At 63.8% G+C, this 16,522-nt stretch carries 15 protein-coding genes and 1 pseudogene; 14 read left to right on the plus strand and 2 right to left on the minus strand.

From position 1 onward, the window contains the following. Positions 1-167: 167 nt before the first annotated feature. The 12 genes and pseudogenes from CQ14_RS45255 to CQ14_RS12070 form a co-directional block, all read left to right on the plus strand. A pseudogene (locus CQ14_RS45255) lies at positions 168-440 on the plus strand (hypothetical protein); the annotation flags it as partial. Between the two features lie 2,039 nt (positions 441-2,479). Then, positions 2,480-2,995, plus strand: a complete 516-nt coding sequence (locus tag CQ14_RS12020; RefSeq protein ID WP_057858074.1) for a DUF4262 domain-containing protein — start codon at positions 2,480-2,482, stop codon at positions 2,993-2,995. Positions 2,996-3,008: 13 nt separating this feature from the next. Further along, on the plus strand, positions 3,009-3,347 hold the full coding sequence (locus CQ14_RS12025) for a hypothetical protein (protein ID WP_245320307.1): 339 nt from the start codon (positions 3,009-3,011) through the stop codon (positions 3,345-3,347). A gap of 131 nt (positions 3,348-3,478) precedes the next feature. Then, positions 3,479-4,030 carry a hypothetical protein gene (locus CQ14_RS12030; protein WP_156434902.1) on the plus strand — a complete coding sequence of 184 codons (552 nt, stop codon included), beginning with the start codon at positions 3,479-3,481 and terminating at the stop codon, positions 4,028-4,030. A 174-nt stretch (positions 4,031-4,204) separates the two neighbouring features. Further along, on the plus strand, positions 4,205-4,549 hold the full coding sequence (locus CQ14_RS12035; protein WP_057858077.1) for a GcrA family cell cycle regulator: 345 nt from the start codon (positions 4,205-4,207) through the stop codon (positions 4,547-4,549). Between the two features lie 821 nt (positions 4,550-5,370). Beyond that, on the plus strand, positions 5,371-6,519 hold the full coding sequence (locus CQ14_RS12040) for a thiolase domain-containing protein (RefSeq protein ID WP_057858078.1): 1,149 nt from the start codon (positions 5,371-5,373) through the stop codon (positions 6,517-6,519). Beyond that, positions 6,519-6,908: a Zn-ribbon domain-containing OB-fold protein gene (locus CQ14_RS12045; RefSeq protein ID WP_057858079.1), complete on the plus strand. Its 390-nt coding sequence runs from the start codon at positions 6,519-6,521 to the stop codon at positions 6,906-6,908. The genes CQ14_RS12040 and CQ14_RS12045 overlap by 1 nt, the downstream gene beginning before the upstream one ends. 373 nt (positions 6,909-7,281) lie before the next feature. Next, positions 7,282-8,142, plus strand: coding sequence for a MaoC/PaaZ C-terminal domain-containing protein (locus CQ14_RS12050; protein ID WP_057858080.1), 861 nt, complete (start codon positions 7,282-7,284; stop codon positions 8,140-8,142). A 191-nt stretch (positions 8,143-8,333) separates the two neighbouring features. Next, complete coding sequence (locus CQ14_RS12055) at positions 8,334-9,215, plus strand: SDR family oxidoreductase (RefSeq protein WP_057858081.1); 882 nt, start codon at positions 8,334-8,336, stop codon at positions 9,213-9,215. A 69-nt stretch (positions 9,216-9,284) separates the two neighbouring features. Further along, positions 9,285-10,238, plus strand: a complete 954-nt coding sequence (locus CQ14_RS12060; RefSeq protein WP_057858082.1) for a dihydrodipicolinate synthase family protein — start codon at positions 9,285-9,287, stop codon at positions 10,236-10,238. A gap of 4 nt (positions 10,239-10,242) precedes the next feature. Then, positions 10,243-11,043 (plus strand): NUDIX hydrolase, encoded by an 801-nt coding sequence (locus CQ14_RS12065; RefSeq protein WP_057858083.1) that lies wholly within the window; start codon positions 10,243-10,245, stop codon positions 11,041-11,043. A gap of 85 nt (positions 11,044-11,128) precedes the next feature. Beyond that, on the plus strand, positions 11,129-12,046 hold the full coding sequence (locus CQ14_RS12070; protein ID WP_057858084.1) for a DMT family transporter: 918 nt from the start codon (positions 11,129-11,131) through the stop codon (positions 12,044-12,046). A gap of 6 nt (positions 12,047-12,052) precedes the next feature. On the opposite strand, the gene CQ14_RS12075 is transcribed toward CQ14_RS12070, so the two are convergent. Beyond that, a complete protein-coding gene (locus CQ14_RS12075; RefSeq protein ID WP_063800343.1) occupies positions 12,053-12,475 on the minus strand; it encodes a nuclear transport factor 2 family protein in 423 nt (140 codons plus the stop codon). A 76-nt stretch (positions 12,476-12,551) separates the two neighbouring features. On the opposite strand from CQ14_RS12075, the gene CQ14_RS12080 reads away from it, so the two are divergent. Further along, a complete protein-coding gene (locus CQ14_RS12080; protein ID WP_057858085.1) occupies positions 12,552-13,328 on the plus strand; it encodes an AraC family transcriptional regulator in 777 nt (258 codons plus the stop codon). Positions 13,329-13,458: 130 nt separating this feature from the next. Then, the gene (locus CQ14_RS12085) at positions 13,459-16,140 is read left to right on the plus strand and encodes a PAS domain S-box protein (protein WP_057858086.1); all 2,682 of its coding nucleotides are present in this window, start codon (positions 13,459-13,461) and stop codon (positions 16,138-16,140) included. Between the two features lie 16 nt (positions 16,141-16,156). Here CQ14_RS12085 and CQ14_RS12090 read toward each other — a convergent pair whose 3' ends face one another. Continuing rightward, the gene (locus CQ14_RS12090; RefSeq protein ID WP_057858127.1) at positions 16,157-16,507 is read right to left on the minus strand and encodes a GrlR family regulatory protein; all 351 of its coding nucleotides are present in this window, start codon (positions 16,505-16,507) and stop codon (positions 16,157-16,159) included. Positions 16,508-16,522: the final 15 nt, after the last annotated feature.

The following is a 16,522-nucleotide window of genomic DNA, read 5'->3' on the forward strand; positions in this document are numbered from 1 at the left end:
GCATATCCATTCAAGACTGGTCGCAGGCGCAGTTTCGCGCAGGAGCCGGTGCTATGCCTGCACGGGGAGAGTGCAACAAATCGAACTGCAGGATGAGGAGAGGACAGGACGGTAACCTATTACTCAGGTTCACGGACGATCACTGCAAGGCTTAGAGGAGACTCACGATGGACGCGAAATCGGGACGAACCTTATTTGCCGCCGGCCTGATCAGCGCGGCGCTCACAAGCGGCGCAATCGGCCAGCAAGACGACAAGCTCGGCAAGGTAACCTTCGCTACCTCCTGCGACCCCAAGGTGCAGGTCGAGTTCGACCGTGGCGTCGCCATGCTGCACTCGTACTGGTTCCTGATCGCCCGTCGAAAATTCGAAGAGATCCTGCAGCAGGATCCTGATTGCGCCATGGCGTATTGGGGCGTGGCGATGGATCGCCTCGGCAACNACCCTTGCCGTTACACCGACGCGAGCCGAGGCGCAGGCGGGTTTGGAAGCAANTTGAAAAAGCACTGGCTGCCGGGCCGAAGACGCAGCGCGAGCGCGACTGGATCGAGGCCCTTGGCGTCTACTTCCGCGACCACGACAAGGTCGACGTGAATGCCCGGCTGGCAGCCTACAAAGCCGCGATGGAGAGGATGGCGCAAAGCTATCCTGACGACTACGAGGTCCAGGCCTTCTACGCACTGGCGCTTCAAGCCGCAGCGCCGAAAAGCGACCTGACTTATGCCAATCAGATCAAGTCCGCCGCGTTATTGGAGAAGCTTTTCGAGCAGAACCCGCAGCACCCCGGCGTGACGCACTACCTCATTCACGCCTACGACTTCGCACCGCTTGCCGAGAAGGGTATAGCGTCGGCGCGACGTTATGCCGGCATTGCGCCCGCCGTCCCGCACGCACGGCACATGCCGTCGCATATCTACTCGATGGTGGGACTTTGGGAAGAATCCATCGCCTCCAACGCGTCGTCGCTCGAGATCCAGCCGGACTACTATCACGCGTCTGATTTTACCGTCTACGCACACCTGCAGCTCGCGCAGGACGCCAAAGCCGAGGCGATGATCAAGAAGTCGCTCGCCACCGCCGACCGTGGCGATCGTCCGATCACCTTCGTCAACTTCACCGCCAAGGCGGCGATGCCGGCGCGCTACGTCCTGGAACGGGCGGATTGGGCCGGCGCTGCCGAGCTGCCGATGAAGGCCACTCAGTATCCGATGGCGGATTCGTTGATCCGCTTCACGCGCGGTCTGGGGATGGCGCGCACCGGCGATCTCGCCGGGGCCAAGGAAGAGATCGAGGCGATGAAGGCGTTGCGAACGACACTGCAGCGCGCCGACCAAACCTACTGGGCTGATAGGACCGAGGAGCAGATGCTTGCCATTTCGGCCTGGATCGCGCTGAAGGAAGGTGCGACCGATCAGGCGCTGAGGTTCATGCGAGCCGCGGCCGATGGCGAAGACGGCAGCGTCAAGCATGTGGCGATGGAGAATCGTCTTTATCCATTCCGCGAATTGCTGGGCGAATTGCTTCTGGAGACAGGGCAGCCCGCCGCGGCCCTGATCGAGTTCGAGACCGCGCTCAAGCAGACGCCCAACCGCTTCCGCGCGTTCTGGGGAGCGGCCCGCGCGGCCGACGGCGCAGGTGATCGCCAGAAGGCCTCCGATTACTTTGGCAAGCTGGCGAACCTGGCCAGTAACGCCGATACGGAGCGGCAGGAGATCCGTATTGCCCAGGCATACGTGAATCAGGGCGATACGATAGGTGCTGTACGCAAATAGCCCCCTCGCTGCCCGGCCCAGCGGGCTGGCAGCCACCAGGCCAGGAAGGCAGCGATGATGCGCGCGATCGCATTGGCAGTCATGCTCGGCGTGCTCGTGAGCGGCGCGGCCGCTTATGTCATGAGCTCGCCGGGCTGGCGGGCCGCGCCTGCGCCGCCACTCGGCGCGGCCGTAAGGCCNCGAGACAGCCGCCTCGGCCGAACCCTGGCCGATCTGCAGCACCATGGCATCCATTGAGTCGGATGCCGACTGGGCGCAGCTCGATCCCGATTTCAAGGCCGGCAAGAAGGCACTTGGCGCAGCGAACTGGAAGGGCGCCATCGCGGCGTTCGAACTCGCGGCGCTGCGCGACCCGACCAATGCCGATATCCAGAACTATATCGGCTACGCCTATCGGCGGCTGCGCCAGATGGGGCCGGCGATTGGCCATTATCAGAAGGCGCTGATGCTGAATTCCCGCCACCGCAGCGCGCATGAGCATCTCGGCGAGGCCTATCTGGTGCTGGGTGAGCCGGACAGGGCACAGCAACTGCTGGCAGCGCTGGAGAACCTGTGCCTGATCCCCTGCGAGGAGTACGACGACCTCAAGCGTGCCATTACGGCGTACAAGACACTTGCCGGGAATTGAGGCGTAACCTCTCGCTTTCAAGCTGGCTCCGTGGCATGTTGGGTTACGCCCGCCTGCTCGTCGCGACGTGATGTGCATTCATGTTCACTGCCCTTGATGCCGCCCCCGAGCGACTGGATCAGCACGAACAAAACTTCGTTCAGCGAATCCGCGAGCATGGCTGGTTCGCGACGCATGTCATGGCAGACGACGAAGGACCTAGCTTCTCCTATACAACCGGCTTCTGGCTGAAGTTCAGGTTTCCGGAGGTGATACTGTTCTCGATGTCGCGAGAGACAGCTCACGATACATTCTGGCACATCTATCGCGAACTCCTAGCTGGACGACGCCCTCCCGTCGGCGAGCCAACCGGCGAGATATTTGAGAATGTAGCGGCCGTACTTCTGCCGGTGGCGCTTGAGCAGTATGAAGCCCACCTTGGGTGGAGCAGATGGTTTTATGGAAATGACAGTTTCGAGTGTCTCCAGCTTGTGTTTCCGGATCGAGGCGGGGAGTTTCCGTGGATGCCGGGATCGTCAGCGGATTTCCGAGCTGCTCAACCTGATCTAACCCCCGGCAATTGGTCAGGCCTGCGCGATCAATCCTGCACAGAGTAAGTAAAGCATGGATATGGCCGAGAAGATCGTCACACAGATGCCACTCACAGAGCTCTGGAACGCACATGGCCCGTTGGACGCACGTCGCGCTGGGAATCTGGGAGAGACCGATATAGAGCGGCTTCTGCGGGATGGTTCGAGTTTCGTGGTTGCCGAGACAGGGCAGCCGCTGCGGTGGATAGAGGAGGGCGATCGCTTCGCCTTCTGGAAGGCCGAAGTGAAGTGTCGGCTGGTAGCTCCAGATAAGGATGGTTTCCACCTCGACGACTATCCCGGCAACTACTGCTATATCGCGGCAATGTGGGAGCGCGTGTCGCGCCCACCGGTCATTGTTTTGGAAAAGCACCACTAGCCGCGCAGGGTGGGCAAAGGCGCACCATGCCACCATCTCACACCCCGTTCGTAACGGCGGGCATGATTCGCTTTGCCCGCCCTACGTGGTATCCGCGTTGGATCACACCTATGCCAGGACGGAGGCTACGAATGCGGCGTGTAACGTTTTCGATTTTAGCGGCGTTGATGTTAGTGACGCCGGCCCGCGCTGCCGAGGTCCTGTCATGGCAGGGCGTGGGGCCCGTGCAACTGGGAATGACAGTGCATGCCGCCGAACGGGCCCTCGGAAAGAAGCTGGCGCCTCGGGATCTCGCGTTTACGTCTGACGAGTGCTACGTGACTGGGCGCGCTGACAAGGTAGATCCGGGCATCACCTACGTGATCGAGAATGGCAAGATCACCGTGATCAGCGTGTTTAGGTCCGATGGCCAGACACCGGATGTGCTTGATAAGCATCGCGCTGGAATAGGTTCGACGGAGGAGGACATCCGAAGCGCCTATGGGCAGGTGAAGAAGGCCCGCGGCTTCTATGATCGCGGTGAGCCGCCCGAGAATGACCCGGCATACGTTCCGGAATTCTGGATCGAGGCGGACAGCCCCGACAGCAAGCGCACGATTCTCTTCATCACGCAGGCCGGCAAGATTACGTCGATGACCACGGGGCTCAAGCCGATGGTGCTGGAGGCGGAGCCGTGCCACTAGCAGAGTAGGGCGCGCAATGGCGCAACGCGCCGTGTCCACCGTCTCTCTCAACACGCGCGGTACAAGACAGTAGCCACGTCGAAGTGCGCGTTGTTAACGACAAGATCATCTCCTCGCTCGAGCAACGTACGCGACGACTAGCCTCTCGCTCGCAATCGATGTATAATCATCATCATGGGTTGGGATGCGAACGACGTAGCACTGCTCAAACAGCTCTGGGCCGATGGCCACAGCGCCGGTCAGATCGCAATTCGGCTTGGCCTTAGCCGCAACGCCGTGAGCGCCAAGCTGAAGCGCATGGGCCAGAGGCGCGGTCATAAGCCGCCGACCGCCAATCCCAGGATCGTGTCGGTGCCGAAACGCAAGGTGGCGCCATCAGCGGCCTGTGCGCGCCCGTCGGACAAGGTCGTATCTCGGCGCAAGCCGGCAGCAACCAAGTCGGCACCAATGGAGCCCAAGGAGTTCACCAAGCGCCAGCTTTACGCCATGCTGGTTGATGCGGTGAAGAACACGGGCTGACGCCTGCTGATTTGCCCGTCGGCAGTCAGCGCGCGCCGATCGTGCGGCGCGCTCCCAAGCCGCCGCAAGACCCGCTGCGCGAATAAACGAATTTCACCAGCCGATTCAACGTGATTTGGGTCGTCCAGATCGCGCGGCGAAAATATATCGCTTCTCATTTCCCCCAAATCAGTCCCATCTTCGCGCCATCCCGCCTCATCGAAGAGGGGCGTACGCGTCGTCACGATACGTGGAGTGCNGATGGCGTTGCGCGCGCGAGGCATTGCAGGGCGGCCTTCAAGGCTGTGAGCGATCGATCTCAGCGCAAGGCGAGCGACGCAGTTCGCGTACGGCAAAACCGTGTGGTCCTGGCACCCGTGGCTGGTGTCAAGCTGTCGGAGGCTGGTCGAACCCAACCGGGTTCGGCGGGCTGCTAATCCGGCAGCGACGGAGGCCAGAGGAATTCGGCTCCGGGGAGAGCGCGCCATAAGCCGTCAAGCCATTGCGCAGGGAAGGCCGGATGCTCTCCGCTGGACCTGTATGCTCGTGTGCGCATTTCCTTCATGCATATTGCACACGAGACCGCGGGTGCAGCGCGCACCCGGTCTTCCCTGCGCCCTNCAACGGAGGGGCAAGCGAGCAGGTACAACTCGGGCGCGTCGCGCCGCGAGAACGCGCTGGCATATCTGCCCCGTGCCGACCTGATACGATTTCTGCAGATAATCATCCCGACTTGAGTCCAGTCGCTACCCTCTCGCCCGGCGGAATATTTCCGCGCTTGCCAAGGTCCGTCCGACAGGCCAGAAAAACTTCAGGAAGAAGAAACGCCAACGGAGAACGATTTGACCATCAAAGGCAAAGCCTACATTGCCGGGATCTACGAGCATCCCACCCGGCACGCACCCGACAAATCAACGGCGCAGTTGCATGCCGAGGTCGCCAAGGGCGCGATCGAGGATGCCGGGCTCACCAAGGCCGATATCGACGGCTATTTCTGTGCGGGCGATGCCCCCGGCGGCCTTTGGCCGATGGTCGATTACCTCGGATTGAAGGTGCGCCACGTCGATTCCACCGAGACCGGCGGTTGTTCCTATTTGATCCATCTCGGCCACGCCGCTGAAGCGATCGCGGCGGGCAAATGCTCGATCGCGCTGGTGACGCTCGCCGGCAAGCCGCGTACCGGTCCGATGCCCGCGCGCGCGGCCGGCGCGGAAGCCGATTTCGAGGCGGCGTACGGGGCCACCACCCACAATGCCTACGGCATGTGTGCCATGCGCCATATGCACGACTACGGCACCACCAGCGAACAACTCGCCTGGATCAAGGTCGCGGCCTCGCATCACGCCCAGTACAACCCGCACGCGATGCTGAAGGAGGTCGTCACGGTCGAGGACGTTCTGAACTCGCCGATGATCTCGGATCCCTTGCACCGGATGGATTGCTGCGTCGTCACCGACGGCGGCGGCGCGATGATCGTCACCACGCCGGAAATCGCCAAGAGCCTGAAGAAGCCGCTGGTGCGGCTGATCGGCCATGGCGAGGCGATGAAGGGCCCGCGCGGCGGCAAGGATCTCGACCTCACTTATTCCGCCGGCGTCTGGTCCGGCCCGCGCGCCTTCGAGGAAGCGGGCATCACGCCCAAGGACATCAAATACGCCTCGATCTATGACAGCTTCACCATCACGGTGCTGATGCAGCTCGAAGACCTCGGCTTCTGCAAGAAGGGCGAGGGTGGCAAGTTCGTCGCCGACGGCAACCTCATCTCCGGCGTCGGCAAGCTGCCGTTCAATACCGACGGCGGCGGCCTCTGCAGCAACCACCCGGTCAACCGCGGCGGCATGACGAAGATCCTCGAGGCTGTCAGGCAATTGCGTGGCGAAGCCCATCCGAAGGTGCAGGTGCCGAACTGTGACCTCGCGATCGCCCACGGCACCGGCGGACTTCTCGGCGTGCGTCACGCCGCCTCAACCTGCATTCTGGAGCGCGTGTGATGGCTGAAGCCAAGAAATATCCGACGCCTGTAACCAACCCCGAGACCGCACCGTTCTGGGAAGCGGCCAAGGCCGGCAAGTTCCTGATCAAGCACTGCACCGCCTGCGGCGAGCGGCATTATTTCCCGCGCTCGATCTGCCCGTTCTGCTTCTCCGACAAGACGGAGTGGGAGGAAGCTTCCGGCGAGGCCACGGTCTACACCTACAGCCTGATGCGCAAATCGCCGACCGGTCCCTACGCGATCGCCTATGTCACCCTGAAGGAAGGCCCGTCGCTGCAGACCAACATCGTCGATTGCGACCTGGAGAAGATCAAGATCGGCCAGAAGGTCAAGCTGGTGTGGAAGCCGACCGACGGCGCGCCGCTGCCGTTCTTCACGGCGGCCTAAGAAGTACCTTCCCCCCTTGCGGGGGAAGGTGGCGCGAAGCGCCGGAAGAGGGGTTCTCTCCGCGAGAGAGATGGATTTGCGGAGGCAACCCCTCTCCCAAGCGAGTTTGCGGCTGGTGCCGTCGTGGCCCTCTCCCGCAAGGGGAGAGGGCACAGCAACGGGCACCGGTTCATCTTCCCTTCTCCCCTTGTGGGAGAAGGTGCCTTCGCTGAAAGCGAAGGCGGATGAGGGGTTCTATCCGCGGAGAAAAGTGTCTGCGGCACGAACCCCTCACCCAAGCGAGTTTGTTGCTGACGCCTGTGTAGCCCTCTCCCACAAGGGGAGAGGGCGCAGCAATGGGCACCGCGAAGAAAAGGTTCGGGAGTGGAACGAAATGCCGATCAATTACGAACAGCTCATGGCCCTGAAAAACCTCGGCCAGAAATACGCCTATACCGATCGCGAGGTGATGCTCTACGCCTATGGCATCGGGATGGGCGCCGACCCCATGGACGAGAAGGAACTTGCCTATGTCAACGAAGGCACCTTCACCCCGCGTCCCCTGAAGGTCGTGCCGACCTTCGCCTCGGTGGCCGCCTGGGGCTCGAACCCCGGCGAGATGAACCTCAATCGCGTGATGGTGGTCGACGGCGAGCGCGACATCACCTTCCACAAGCCGCTGCCGAGCGCCGCCAGGATCACGGCCGACTCGACCGTGCTCGACGTCTTCGACAAGGGTAAGGACAAGGGCGCGGTGATCCGCCACCAGACCGTGCTGAAGGACGAGAACGGCGAGAAGCTGGCCACCCTGGTCGCCTCGCGTTTCGCCCGCGGTGACGGCGGCTTTGGTGGGCCGTCCGAAGGCCAGCCCGAACCGCACCAGGTGCCGAGCCGCGCGCCCGACCAGATCGTCGACATCACGACGCGGCCGGACCAGGCGCTGGTCTACCGTCTCTGCGGCGACCGCAACCCGCTGCACTCAGATCCCGAGTTCGCCAAGAAGGCCGGCTTTCCGCGGCCGATCCTGCACGGCATGTGCACCTACGGCATCACCTGCCGCGGCGTGCTGCAGACCTATGCCGACTACGATCCGTCCGCCTTCAAGCAGCACGCGGCGCGGTTTTCCTCGCCGGTCTATCCCGGCGAGACCGTGACGATGGAGCTTTGGAAGGACGGCAACGTCGTCTCGTTCGAGGCGAAGGTGAAGTCGCGCGGCGTCACCGTCATCAAGAGCGGCAAGACGGTGCTGGGTTAGGACGGTGAGGGTAGGTGCGCTCCCTCGCCCCGCTCTTCACGGGGAGAGGGTTGGGGTGAGGGGCTCTCACCGCGAGTCTGGTGTCGCTGGATAGACCTGTACCCCCTCACCCGAAATTCGCTACCGCGAATCCCGACCTCTCCCCGCAAGCGGGGCGAGGTAAGAACAAGAGCAATAAACGGAGAAACACCATGGGATTACTCGACGGCAAGGTTGCCATCATCACCGGCGCGGGCGGCGGGCTCGGTGAGGCCTACGCCAAATTGTTCGCGCGCGAGGGTGCGGCGGTCGTGGTCAACGACCTCGGCGGGCCTCGCGACGGTTCCGGCTCCGACAAGTCGATGGCGCAGCAGGTCGTCGACGCGATCAAGGCCGACGGCGGCCGCGCTGTCGCCAACGGTTCCGACATCTCGACCATCGCTGGCGGCCAGTCGGTGTTCGACGACGCCATCAAGAATTTCGGCCGGGCCGATATTCTGGTGAACAACGCCGGCATCCTGCTCGACGAGACGTTTGCAAAAGCCAAGGAAGCCAACTGGGACAAGGTGATCAAGGTGCACCTCAAGGGTACCTTCTGCTGCACCCAGCCGGTGTTCAAATGGATGCGCGAGAACGGCGGCGGGGTCATCGTCAACACGTCCTCGACCTCGGGCCTGATCGGTAATTTCGGCCAGACCAACTACGGCGCCGCCAAGGGCGGTATCTGGGGACTGTCGAACGTGCTGGCGATCGAGGGCCGCAAATACAATATCCGGATCTGGACACTGGCCCCGGGCGCGCTGACCCGCATGACCGCAGACCTGCCGCGCTATAAGGAGAACCCGGGCGCTGCCCTCGGCCCTGATGGCATCGCGCCGGCCGTGCTATACATGGTCAGCGACCTGTCGGGCGACCAGACCGGCAAGGTGCTCGGCGTCTCCGGCCCGCGCGGGGTCCGCGAGATGCGGATGATGGAAATGGAAGGCTGGACACCGCCGTTCACCGGGTGGAAGGCCGAGGATATCGTGACCCACGCCAAGGAGATCTTCTTCTCCGAAGAAGAGATCAAGAAATCGGCACGGCGGTTTAAATAAGTAACTGTCATTCCGGGTCTGGTCCTTTCGGACCCCCGGAATGACGAAAGCAAATTAGAGGCATACACCATGAAACTCACCGCCCAGGCCGCCGGCACTTTCGCCATTGCGCCGACCCCGTTCCATGACGACGGCCGGATCGACGAGAAATCCATCGACCGGCTGACCGATTTCTATGCCGAAGTCGGCTGCGACGGCGTTACCGTGCTCGGCATTCTGGGCGAGGCGCCGAAGCTCGATGCGGCCGAGGCGGAGCAGGTGGCGGTTCGCTTCGTCAAGCGCGCCAAGAACATGCAGATCATCGTCGGCGTTTCGGCGCCGGGTTTTGCCTCGATGCGCTCGCTGGTAAAGGCGTCGATGGATGCCGGCGCCGCCGGCGTCATGATCGCGCCGCCGCCTCACTTGCGAACCGACGACCAGATTACCGGCTATTTCAAGCAGGCGCAGGAAGCGATCGGCGACGAGATTCCCTGGGTGCTGCAGGATTATCCGCTGACGCTGAACGTCGTCTTCACGCCGGCCGTGATCCGCAAGATCGTGATGGATTCGCCGTCCTGCGTGATGCTCAAGCACGAGGACTGGCCGGGCCTGGAAAAGATCACCACGCTGCGCAATTTCCAGAAAGACGGCTCGCTGCGGCCGCTGTCGATCCTGGTCGGCAATGGCGGGCTGTTCCTCGATTTCGAAATGGAGCGCGGCGCCGACGGTGCGATGACCGGCTACGCTTTCCCGGAATTGTTGATCGATGTCGTCAAGCTGTCGAAGGCCGGCAAGCGCGATGCTGCGCACGACCTGTTCGACGCGCATCTGCCGCTGATCCGCTACGAGCAGCAGCCCGGCGCAGGGCTTTCAGTGCGCAAATACGTGCTGCAGAAGCGCGGCATCATTTCGTCCAGCGCCCAGCGCAAGCCCGGCGCCACGATCACCGCGACTGCAAAGGCCGAAGTCGATTATCTGTTGTCGCGGGTAGCGCGCGTCGACCGCCGCGCCAATCTGCAACCGCAATCCAGCGCAGCGGGCTAGTCACATGGCAGAAACCGTCGCCCCGCGTCCCGCATCCACCATCCTGCTGCTGCGTGACAGCCCTGACGCCAGGGAAATCGAGGTCTTCATGATGGTCCGCCATTATGAGATCGACTTCAATTCCGGCGCGCTGGTATTTCCCGGCGGCAGCGTCGACAAGGGCGACAAGGAAATCATCGCGCGGCCCGAACTCTATTCGGGCGGCGAGGGGCTCGACGAGGCGACGCTGAGCTTCCGTATCGCCGCGATCCGCGAAACCTTTGAGGAAAGCGGCATCCTGCTGGCGCGGCCGAAGGGATCCACGACGCTGGTCGATGCCAGGCGGGCCAGCGAGATCGAGGCCATCAATCGCGCCGACCTCTGCGACAGCAAGATCAGCTTTCTCCAGGTGCTAGCCGACAACGGCATGGTGCTGGCGCTCGACGAACTGATGCCCTACGCGCACTGGATCACGCCCGAGGGTATGCCCAAACGCTTCGACACCTGGTTCTTCCTCGCCGCTGCGCCGCCTGAACAGGTCGGCGCCCATGACGGCAAGGAATCCACCGACTCGATCTGGGTCTCGCCGCGCGAGGCGCTGGAGGGCGGCGAGAGCGGGCGTTTCAAGCTGCCGTTCCCGACCACGCGCAACCTGATCAAGCTCGGCAAGCAGGCCAGCGTGCAGGCCGCGCTCGACGACTCCAGGGGCAAGTCCGTCGTCACCGTGACGCCGGTCATGACCCGGAACAATGGCGGCCGCCAGCTCCGGATTCCGCTCGAAGCCGGCTACGACGGCGACGTGTTCGAGGTCGGCTCGGTCGGCTAGCACAATTCGACGCATAACGAAGTATCTCTGAGTGTCCACGCGGTAGACTCTGCTTCGAAGGCAATCAAGAACAGGCCGGCGAAGCATGGCAGAAGTACATCCGCGACCCGCGGGCACGACGACCGAACTGGCACTGCTGCTGGCATTGGCGACGCTGTGGGGCGCCTCGTACACGTTCATCCGGATCGGCGTGGCGACGATCCCGCCGATCACCCTGATCGCGTGCCGCACGCTGATCGCCGGATTGCTGCTGCTCGCCATCATGCGCTGGCGCGGCGTGAGCATGCCGGTTGATGCCGCGACCTGGCGACGCTTCCTGTTTCAGATCTGCCTCAACAGCGTCATCCCGTGGATCATGGTCGCCTGGGGCGCGCAGGCGCTGGACGCGGGGGTGGCAACCATCCTCAATTCCACCGCACCGATATTCACGTTTTTTCTGACGCTCGCCATCACGCACCACGAGGCCGTGACGTCCCGAAAGCTCGTCGGCGTCGTCGCCGGGATGGCCGGCATCTGCCTGATCGTCGGCGTGCAGGCTCTGTCCGGCTTCGGCCAGGAGCTGACGGCCCAGATCGTGATGGTACTGGCCGCCGTCTGCTACGCGGGCGCCGCCATCCTCGGCCGTGGTTTTAGGGATCTCGATCCGATCGTGCCCGCGGCAGGCTCGTTGCTGTGTGGTGCTGCGATCCTGATTCCGGTGAGCCTGGTCGCGGAGCGGCCGTGGACGCTGCAGCCGTCACTGAGCTCGATACTGGCGCTGGTCGCGCTCGCGGTGTTTTCCACGGCTCTCGCCTTCGTGATCTATTTCCGCCTGATCCGGACCCTGGGTTCGGTCGGCACCACCGCGCAGGCCTATCTGCGGGTGCCGATCGGCGTTGCCGTGGGCGTGATATTCCTCGGCGAGCAGCCGAGCTCGACGGTCTGGATCGGCCTTGCCTGTGTCGTCATCGGTGTTGCCGCGATGACGATCCCGGCGCGGAAGCGGTCTGCCGTGGCCGCGTGAACCGGCTTAGGCGAGGAAGGCGTCGACCATTGCCTGCTCCTGGTCGTAGACCCAGCATTCGCAAAGCAACCCGTCGCGCACGGCATACACCAGCAAGCGCTCAACCTCGGCCGTCCTGCCGTCGCGCTCAAAGCGCTCGCGGACCAGCAGCGCAGCGCGTTCGGGTCCGGCCATGAGGTCGACGATGGCGAGCAGCCGGCGATTGGTGCGCCTGGTGACCTCGGCCAGGATGGCGAGCGCGGCGGCCTTGCCGCTGTGATCGCCGGCGAGCGGGTTACGGCCGAAATAATGCAGCGTAAAATCGTCATGATAACAGGCGGCAAGCGCTGCACGATCGCCGGCGAGCCACGCGCTCGCATAGCGGCCGAGAGCCAGCCGGTTGCGCTTAACCACGGCTTCGGGCTCGATTTCAGAACGGCTATTTGTCATCGTTGTCCATCTCGCGGGTCGTTGTCATCCGCAATGATTGGACCGGCTGAGCCTGCGGGGCTTTCAAGAACTGGCTATGAGCGAAACGGCGGCAGCAAAATTGATCGGGTGGGGCGCCCGCGTGCTGTATCTCGGCCCGGCCTTCGGGCTGACGCCGCACCGGAACGCGACCGCCGTCCTTGCCATCGGCCTCGACGGGCCGCTGGAAGTCGCTGACGATCCGGCCGACCGCATGACGCAATATCGCGCCGCCCGCAGCGTGCTGATCCTGCCCAACAGCCTGCATCACCTGCGCATCGAGCGGGGCCGGATGGCATTCCTCTACGTCGATCCGTTCGGACGCGATCTCAGGGCGCTGATCCCGCGGATGACGGCCACGACGCCGCGTGCGGCATTCGATCTGCGGGAAGAGCCCACGGCGATCGAGATCCTGACGGGACTGGCCGAGAACCGCATCGCGGCAGCGGAGGGGCGCGCATCCCTCGGCGGGCTGTTGGGTATCGGCGGGCGGGCCAGTCCCAACGCCCGCATTGCCGCGGCGCTGCGGCATATGCGGGACGAGCCACACCGCGCGCACCGGCTGACCAGCCTTGCGGCCCGCGCCGGCCTGTCGCCGTCGCGCTTCCTGCATTTGTTCAAGGCAGAGACCGGGGTGCCGCTGCGCCGCTACCGCATCTGGAACCGGATGGGTGCCGCGGTCCGCGCCAGCGGCGAGGGCGCATCCCTGACGGAGGCTGCCCACGCGGCCGGCTTCGCGAACTCGGCACATTTCGCAAGCGCATTTCGCGACATGTTCGGCATGATGCCCTCGGACCTGGCAAAGGCCCTGAGGCCGGGGGCGATCCAGGTGTGACCGGGCGGCGATCCGTTCGGCCCCGGGGAAACCCGGCCCATATACCGTCATTAAACCACCCGGCGGCATGTTCCCCACGGCCCGGGAGTCATCGTATATTGCGCCCGATTGGAGCCTGCCCCGACCCCACATGACCGCTGAAACGCCGCCGAATTCGCTGCCGCCGCGATCGTTCTCGCTTTCGATCGGCCAACTGACATTCGGCAGTTTCATGCTGGTGCTGGCGGTGATCATCATCACCTCGACCGCCAGCGTCATCGCCATCCGTCACATCGATTCGACCTTTGCCGAGCTGCAGCGGCTGCAGAGCGTCGGCGACCTCGCCGAGGATATCGACCGCCGCATGAACGAGTTGCGGCTTGCGGCGCGGGACTTCGTCACCGATCCCGGCAACCAGTCGCTCCAGGTCGGCGACGCCGCCAGCGCGCTCGGCGAGATCCTGAAGAAGACGCGGCTGGAGCTTGCTCCCGAGCAGCAGGACATGATCGACGGCGTCACCGAGCGCCTGTCGACCTATCGCAGCGGCATCGAACGGATTTCCGCGCTGATCAACCGCCGCGCCGAAATGATCGTGGCGTTGCCGCCGTTGCGCGAAAAGTTCGATGCCGCGGTTGCCGAGGCGCCCGATCCGCAGATCGCGTTGAGCCTGTCACAGACCCAGAGCCGGATCGCTTCGGCGCTGCTGGCGCACAACCCGTCCGCCGCCGAACAGGCGGCGCAAAGCATGCGCTCGATGACGATCGAGGACCCGAAGCTGCGGGCCGCCGTCAATGCCTATGCCGAAGCCATCATCGGCATCTCGATCCGCGAGCGGCAGATCTCCGACATCGACAAGGAGGTGTTGGGCGCGGAGGGCCGGCTGATCCAGCGCGTCACGGAATTACTGCGTGATGTCAGTGAGCGGCGGGGGCGTGTGCTTTCCCGCGATTTCGCCCGCACGCTGGCGGAAGCCAAGTGGCAGAGCATCGTTCTCGGCACTGCCGGCGTGCTGATCGGGCTGTTCGCCTCGCTGCTGGTGGTTCGCCGCACCGTGCGTCCGCTTGCCGCGATCGCATCCTCGATCCGCGCGGTGGCCGGCGGCGAGAAGAGCGCCTCGATCCCGGCGACCGACGTAGACAACGAGATCGGCGACATTGCCCGCGCCGCCGAAGTATTCAGGCAGACGCTGGTCGATGCCGACACTGCGCGCGAGGCGGCGGTGCGCGCGCTCGCCGAACAGCGGCTTGCCGAGGAAAGTTACCGCAAGCTGTTCGAGTCCTCGGTCGACGGAATTTACGTCACGACGCCCGGTGGCGCGCTGTTGAACGCCAACCCGGCATTGGCGCGGATGATGGGCTATGCCACGCCGCAGGATCTGATCAACGGCATCGGCGACATCTCCGATACCGTCTACGTCCATCCAGAGGCGCGGACCGAATACGAGCGGCTGATGCAGCGCGACGGCATGGTGCGCGAATATGAGTACCAGGTTCGCACCCACACCGGCTCGGTGCTGTGGCTTTCCGATAGCGCCAGCGCCGTGCACAACGAGGCTGGCGTCATCGTCCGCTACGAGGGAACGGTGCGCGACATCACCGACCAGAAGCGCGCCGAGGATGCGATTGCCGAGGGCCGCCGCCTGCTGCAAATGGTCATCGACACCGTGCCTGCGGTCATCAACGTCAAGGACAAGCAGCTCCGCTACGTCCTGATGAACCGCTACATGGCCGGCATTTTCGGAGTCGAGCCGGGGGATGCGATCGGCCGCACCACCGCCGAGCTGATGTCGCGCTACGGCGCGGGAAAGACTGACGAGCACGACAAGCGGGTGTTGGCGGCCGGCAAGGAACTCGGCTTCTACGAGGAAGAATACAAGGATGCGTCCGGCAACATGCGGCAGTGGCTGGTCAACAAGCTGCCGATTCTGGATGCGTCCGGCGAGATCGAAACCATCGTCACCGTCGCGCTCGACATCGCCGAGCGCAAGCGCGTCGAGTTGGAGATGCGCAAGGCCAAGGATGCGGCGGAGGGAGCGCTGCGAAACCTGCGTGAGACGCAGAATTCGCTGATCGAGGCGGAAAAGCTCGCCGCCTTGGGCCGGCTGGTGGCCGGCGTCGCGCACGAGGTCAACAATCCCGTCGGCATCAGCCTGACGGTTGCCTCCGCCCTGGAGCGCAAGACGTCGAACTTTGCCGCCGAGGTCGCCCGCGGCGAACTGCGGCGTTCCAGCCTGAACGATTTTCTCGGCACCAGCCGCGATGCTTCGTCGCAGCTCGTCGCCAACCTCAACCGCGCCGCCGAGCTGATCCAGTCGTTCAAGCAGGTCGCCGCCGACCGCAACTATTCGGACCAGCGCTCCTTCGATCTCGGCGATCTCACCGAGCAAGTGGTGATGAGCCTGCGGCCGGGCCTGCGCAAACACAATCTGACGCTCAATGTCGAGTGCCAGCCCAATCTGATCATGAACAGCTATCCGGGGCCCTACGGACAGGTGCTCACCAACCTGTTCCTCAATTCGGTGGCGCATGCGTTTCCGGACGGCAAGCCCGGCACGGTCGATATCCAGGTGCGCGAGTCCGGCAAGGACAATGTCGAGATCATTTTTTCCGACAATGGCTGCGGCATGAGCCTCGATGTCCGCCGCCGCGCGTTCGATCCGTTCTTCACCACGCGGCGCGACCAGGGCGGCACCGGGCTCGGCCTGCACATCGTCTACAGCATCGTGACGACCCGCCTGGGCGGCCGGCTCGACCTCGATTCCGAGCCGGGGGGCGGCACGCGCATCCAGATCATCCTGCCGCGCACGGCGCCGCTGGAGCAGGCCGCGGAGTAGGCGCGCGTTCAGACCGCTAGTTGATATCTGCGAGCTTGTGCAGCGTGGCGCCGAAGATCTGGCTGGCTTTGCCGACGAGCGCGGTTCCATTCATGCTGCCGCGGTTATCGGTGAAGGTGCCGGATACGCCGATGCCGACCGGATTGGGGCCGCCGAACAGCGGATTGTCATTGTCGCGCGGGGTGGTGTGACGCTGCACCAGGACTTCGCCCTTGAAGGTGTCGCCCTTGACCGTGTAGCTGCCGGTATAAAACAGATAGGCGTCGCCGCCGAGAATCTGGCCATCCCGGAACAAAATGACGCCGCTGCCCTTGCCGATGCGTCCATCCAGCAGGGTGACGTGGATCGAATAGAGCCCGTTCTTCATGAGGTCCCAGAAGCC

Source organism: Bradyrhizobium lablabi, from assembly GCF_001440475.1.
GTDB classification, from domain to species: domain Bacteria; phylum Pseudomonadota; class Alphaproteobacteria; order Rhizobiales; family Xanthobacteraceae; genus Bradyrhizobium; species Bradyrhizobium lablabi.

Coding starts and splice junctions, on each gene's coding strand:
- CQ14_RS12020 (WP_057858074.1), top strand. CDS start 2,480: ATGTTCACTGCCCTTGATGCCGCCCCCGAGCGACTGGATCAGCACGAA.
- CQ14_RS12025 (WP_245320307.1), top strand. CDS start 3,009: ATGGCCGAGAAGATCGTCACACAGATGCCACTCACAGAGCTCTGGAAC.
- CQ14_RS12030 (WP_156434902.1), top strand. CDS start 3,479: ATGCGGCGTGTAACGTTTTCGATTTTAGCGGCGTTGATGTTAGTGACG.
- CQ14_RS12035 (WP_057858077.1), top strand. CDS start 4,205: ATGGGTTGGGATGCGAACGACGTAGCACTGCTCAAACAGCTCTGGGCC.
- CQ14_RS12045 (WP_057858079.1), top strand. CDS start 6,519: ATGGCTGAAGCCAAGAAATATCCGACGCCTGTAACCAACCCCGAGACC.
- CQ14_RS12050 (WP_057858080.1), top strand. CDS start 7,282: ATGCCGATCAATTACGAACAGCTCATGGCCCTGAAAAACCTCGGCCAG.
- CQ14_RS12055 (WP_057858081.1), top strand. CDS start 8,334: ATGGGATTACTCGACGGCAAGGTTGCCATCATCACCGGCGCGGGCGGC.
- CQ14_RS12060 (WP_057858082.1), top strand. CDS start 9,285: ATGAAACTCACCGCCCAGGCCGCCGGCACTTTCGCCATTGCGCCGACC.
- CQ14_RS12065 (WP_057858083.1), top strand. CDS start 10,243: ATGGCAGAAACCGTCGCCCCGCGTCCCGCATCCACCATCCTGCTGCTG.
- CQ14_RS12070 (WP_057858084.1), top strand. CDS start 11,129: ATGGCAGAAGTACATCCGCGACCCGCGGGCACGACGACCGAACTGGCA.
- CQ14_RS12075 (WP_063800343.1), bottom strand. CDS start 12,475: ATGACAAATAGCCGTTCTGAAATCGAGCCCGAAGCCGTGGTTAAGCGC.
- CQ14_RS12080 (WP_057858085.1), top strand. CDS start 12,552: ATGAGCGAAACGGCGGCAGCAAAATTGATCGGGTGGGGCGCCCGCGTG.
- CQ14_RS12085 (WP_057858086.1), top strand. CDS start 13,459: ATGACCGCTGAAACGCCGCCGAATTCGCTGCCGCCGCGATCGTTCTCG.
- CQ14_RS12090 (WP_057858127.1), bottom strand. CDS start 16,507: ATGAAGAACGGGCTCTATTCGATCCACGTCACCCTGCTGGATGGACGC.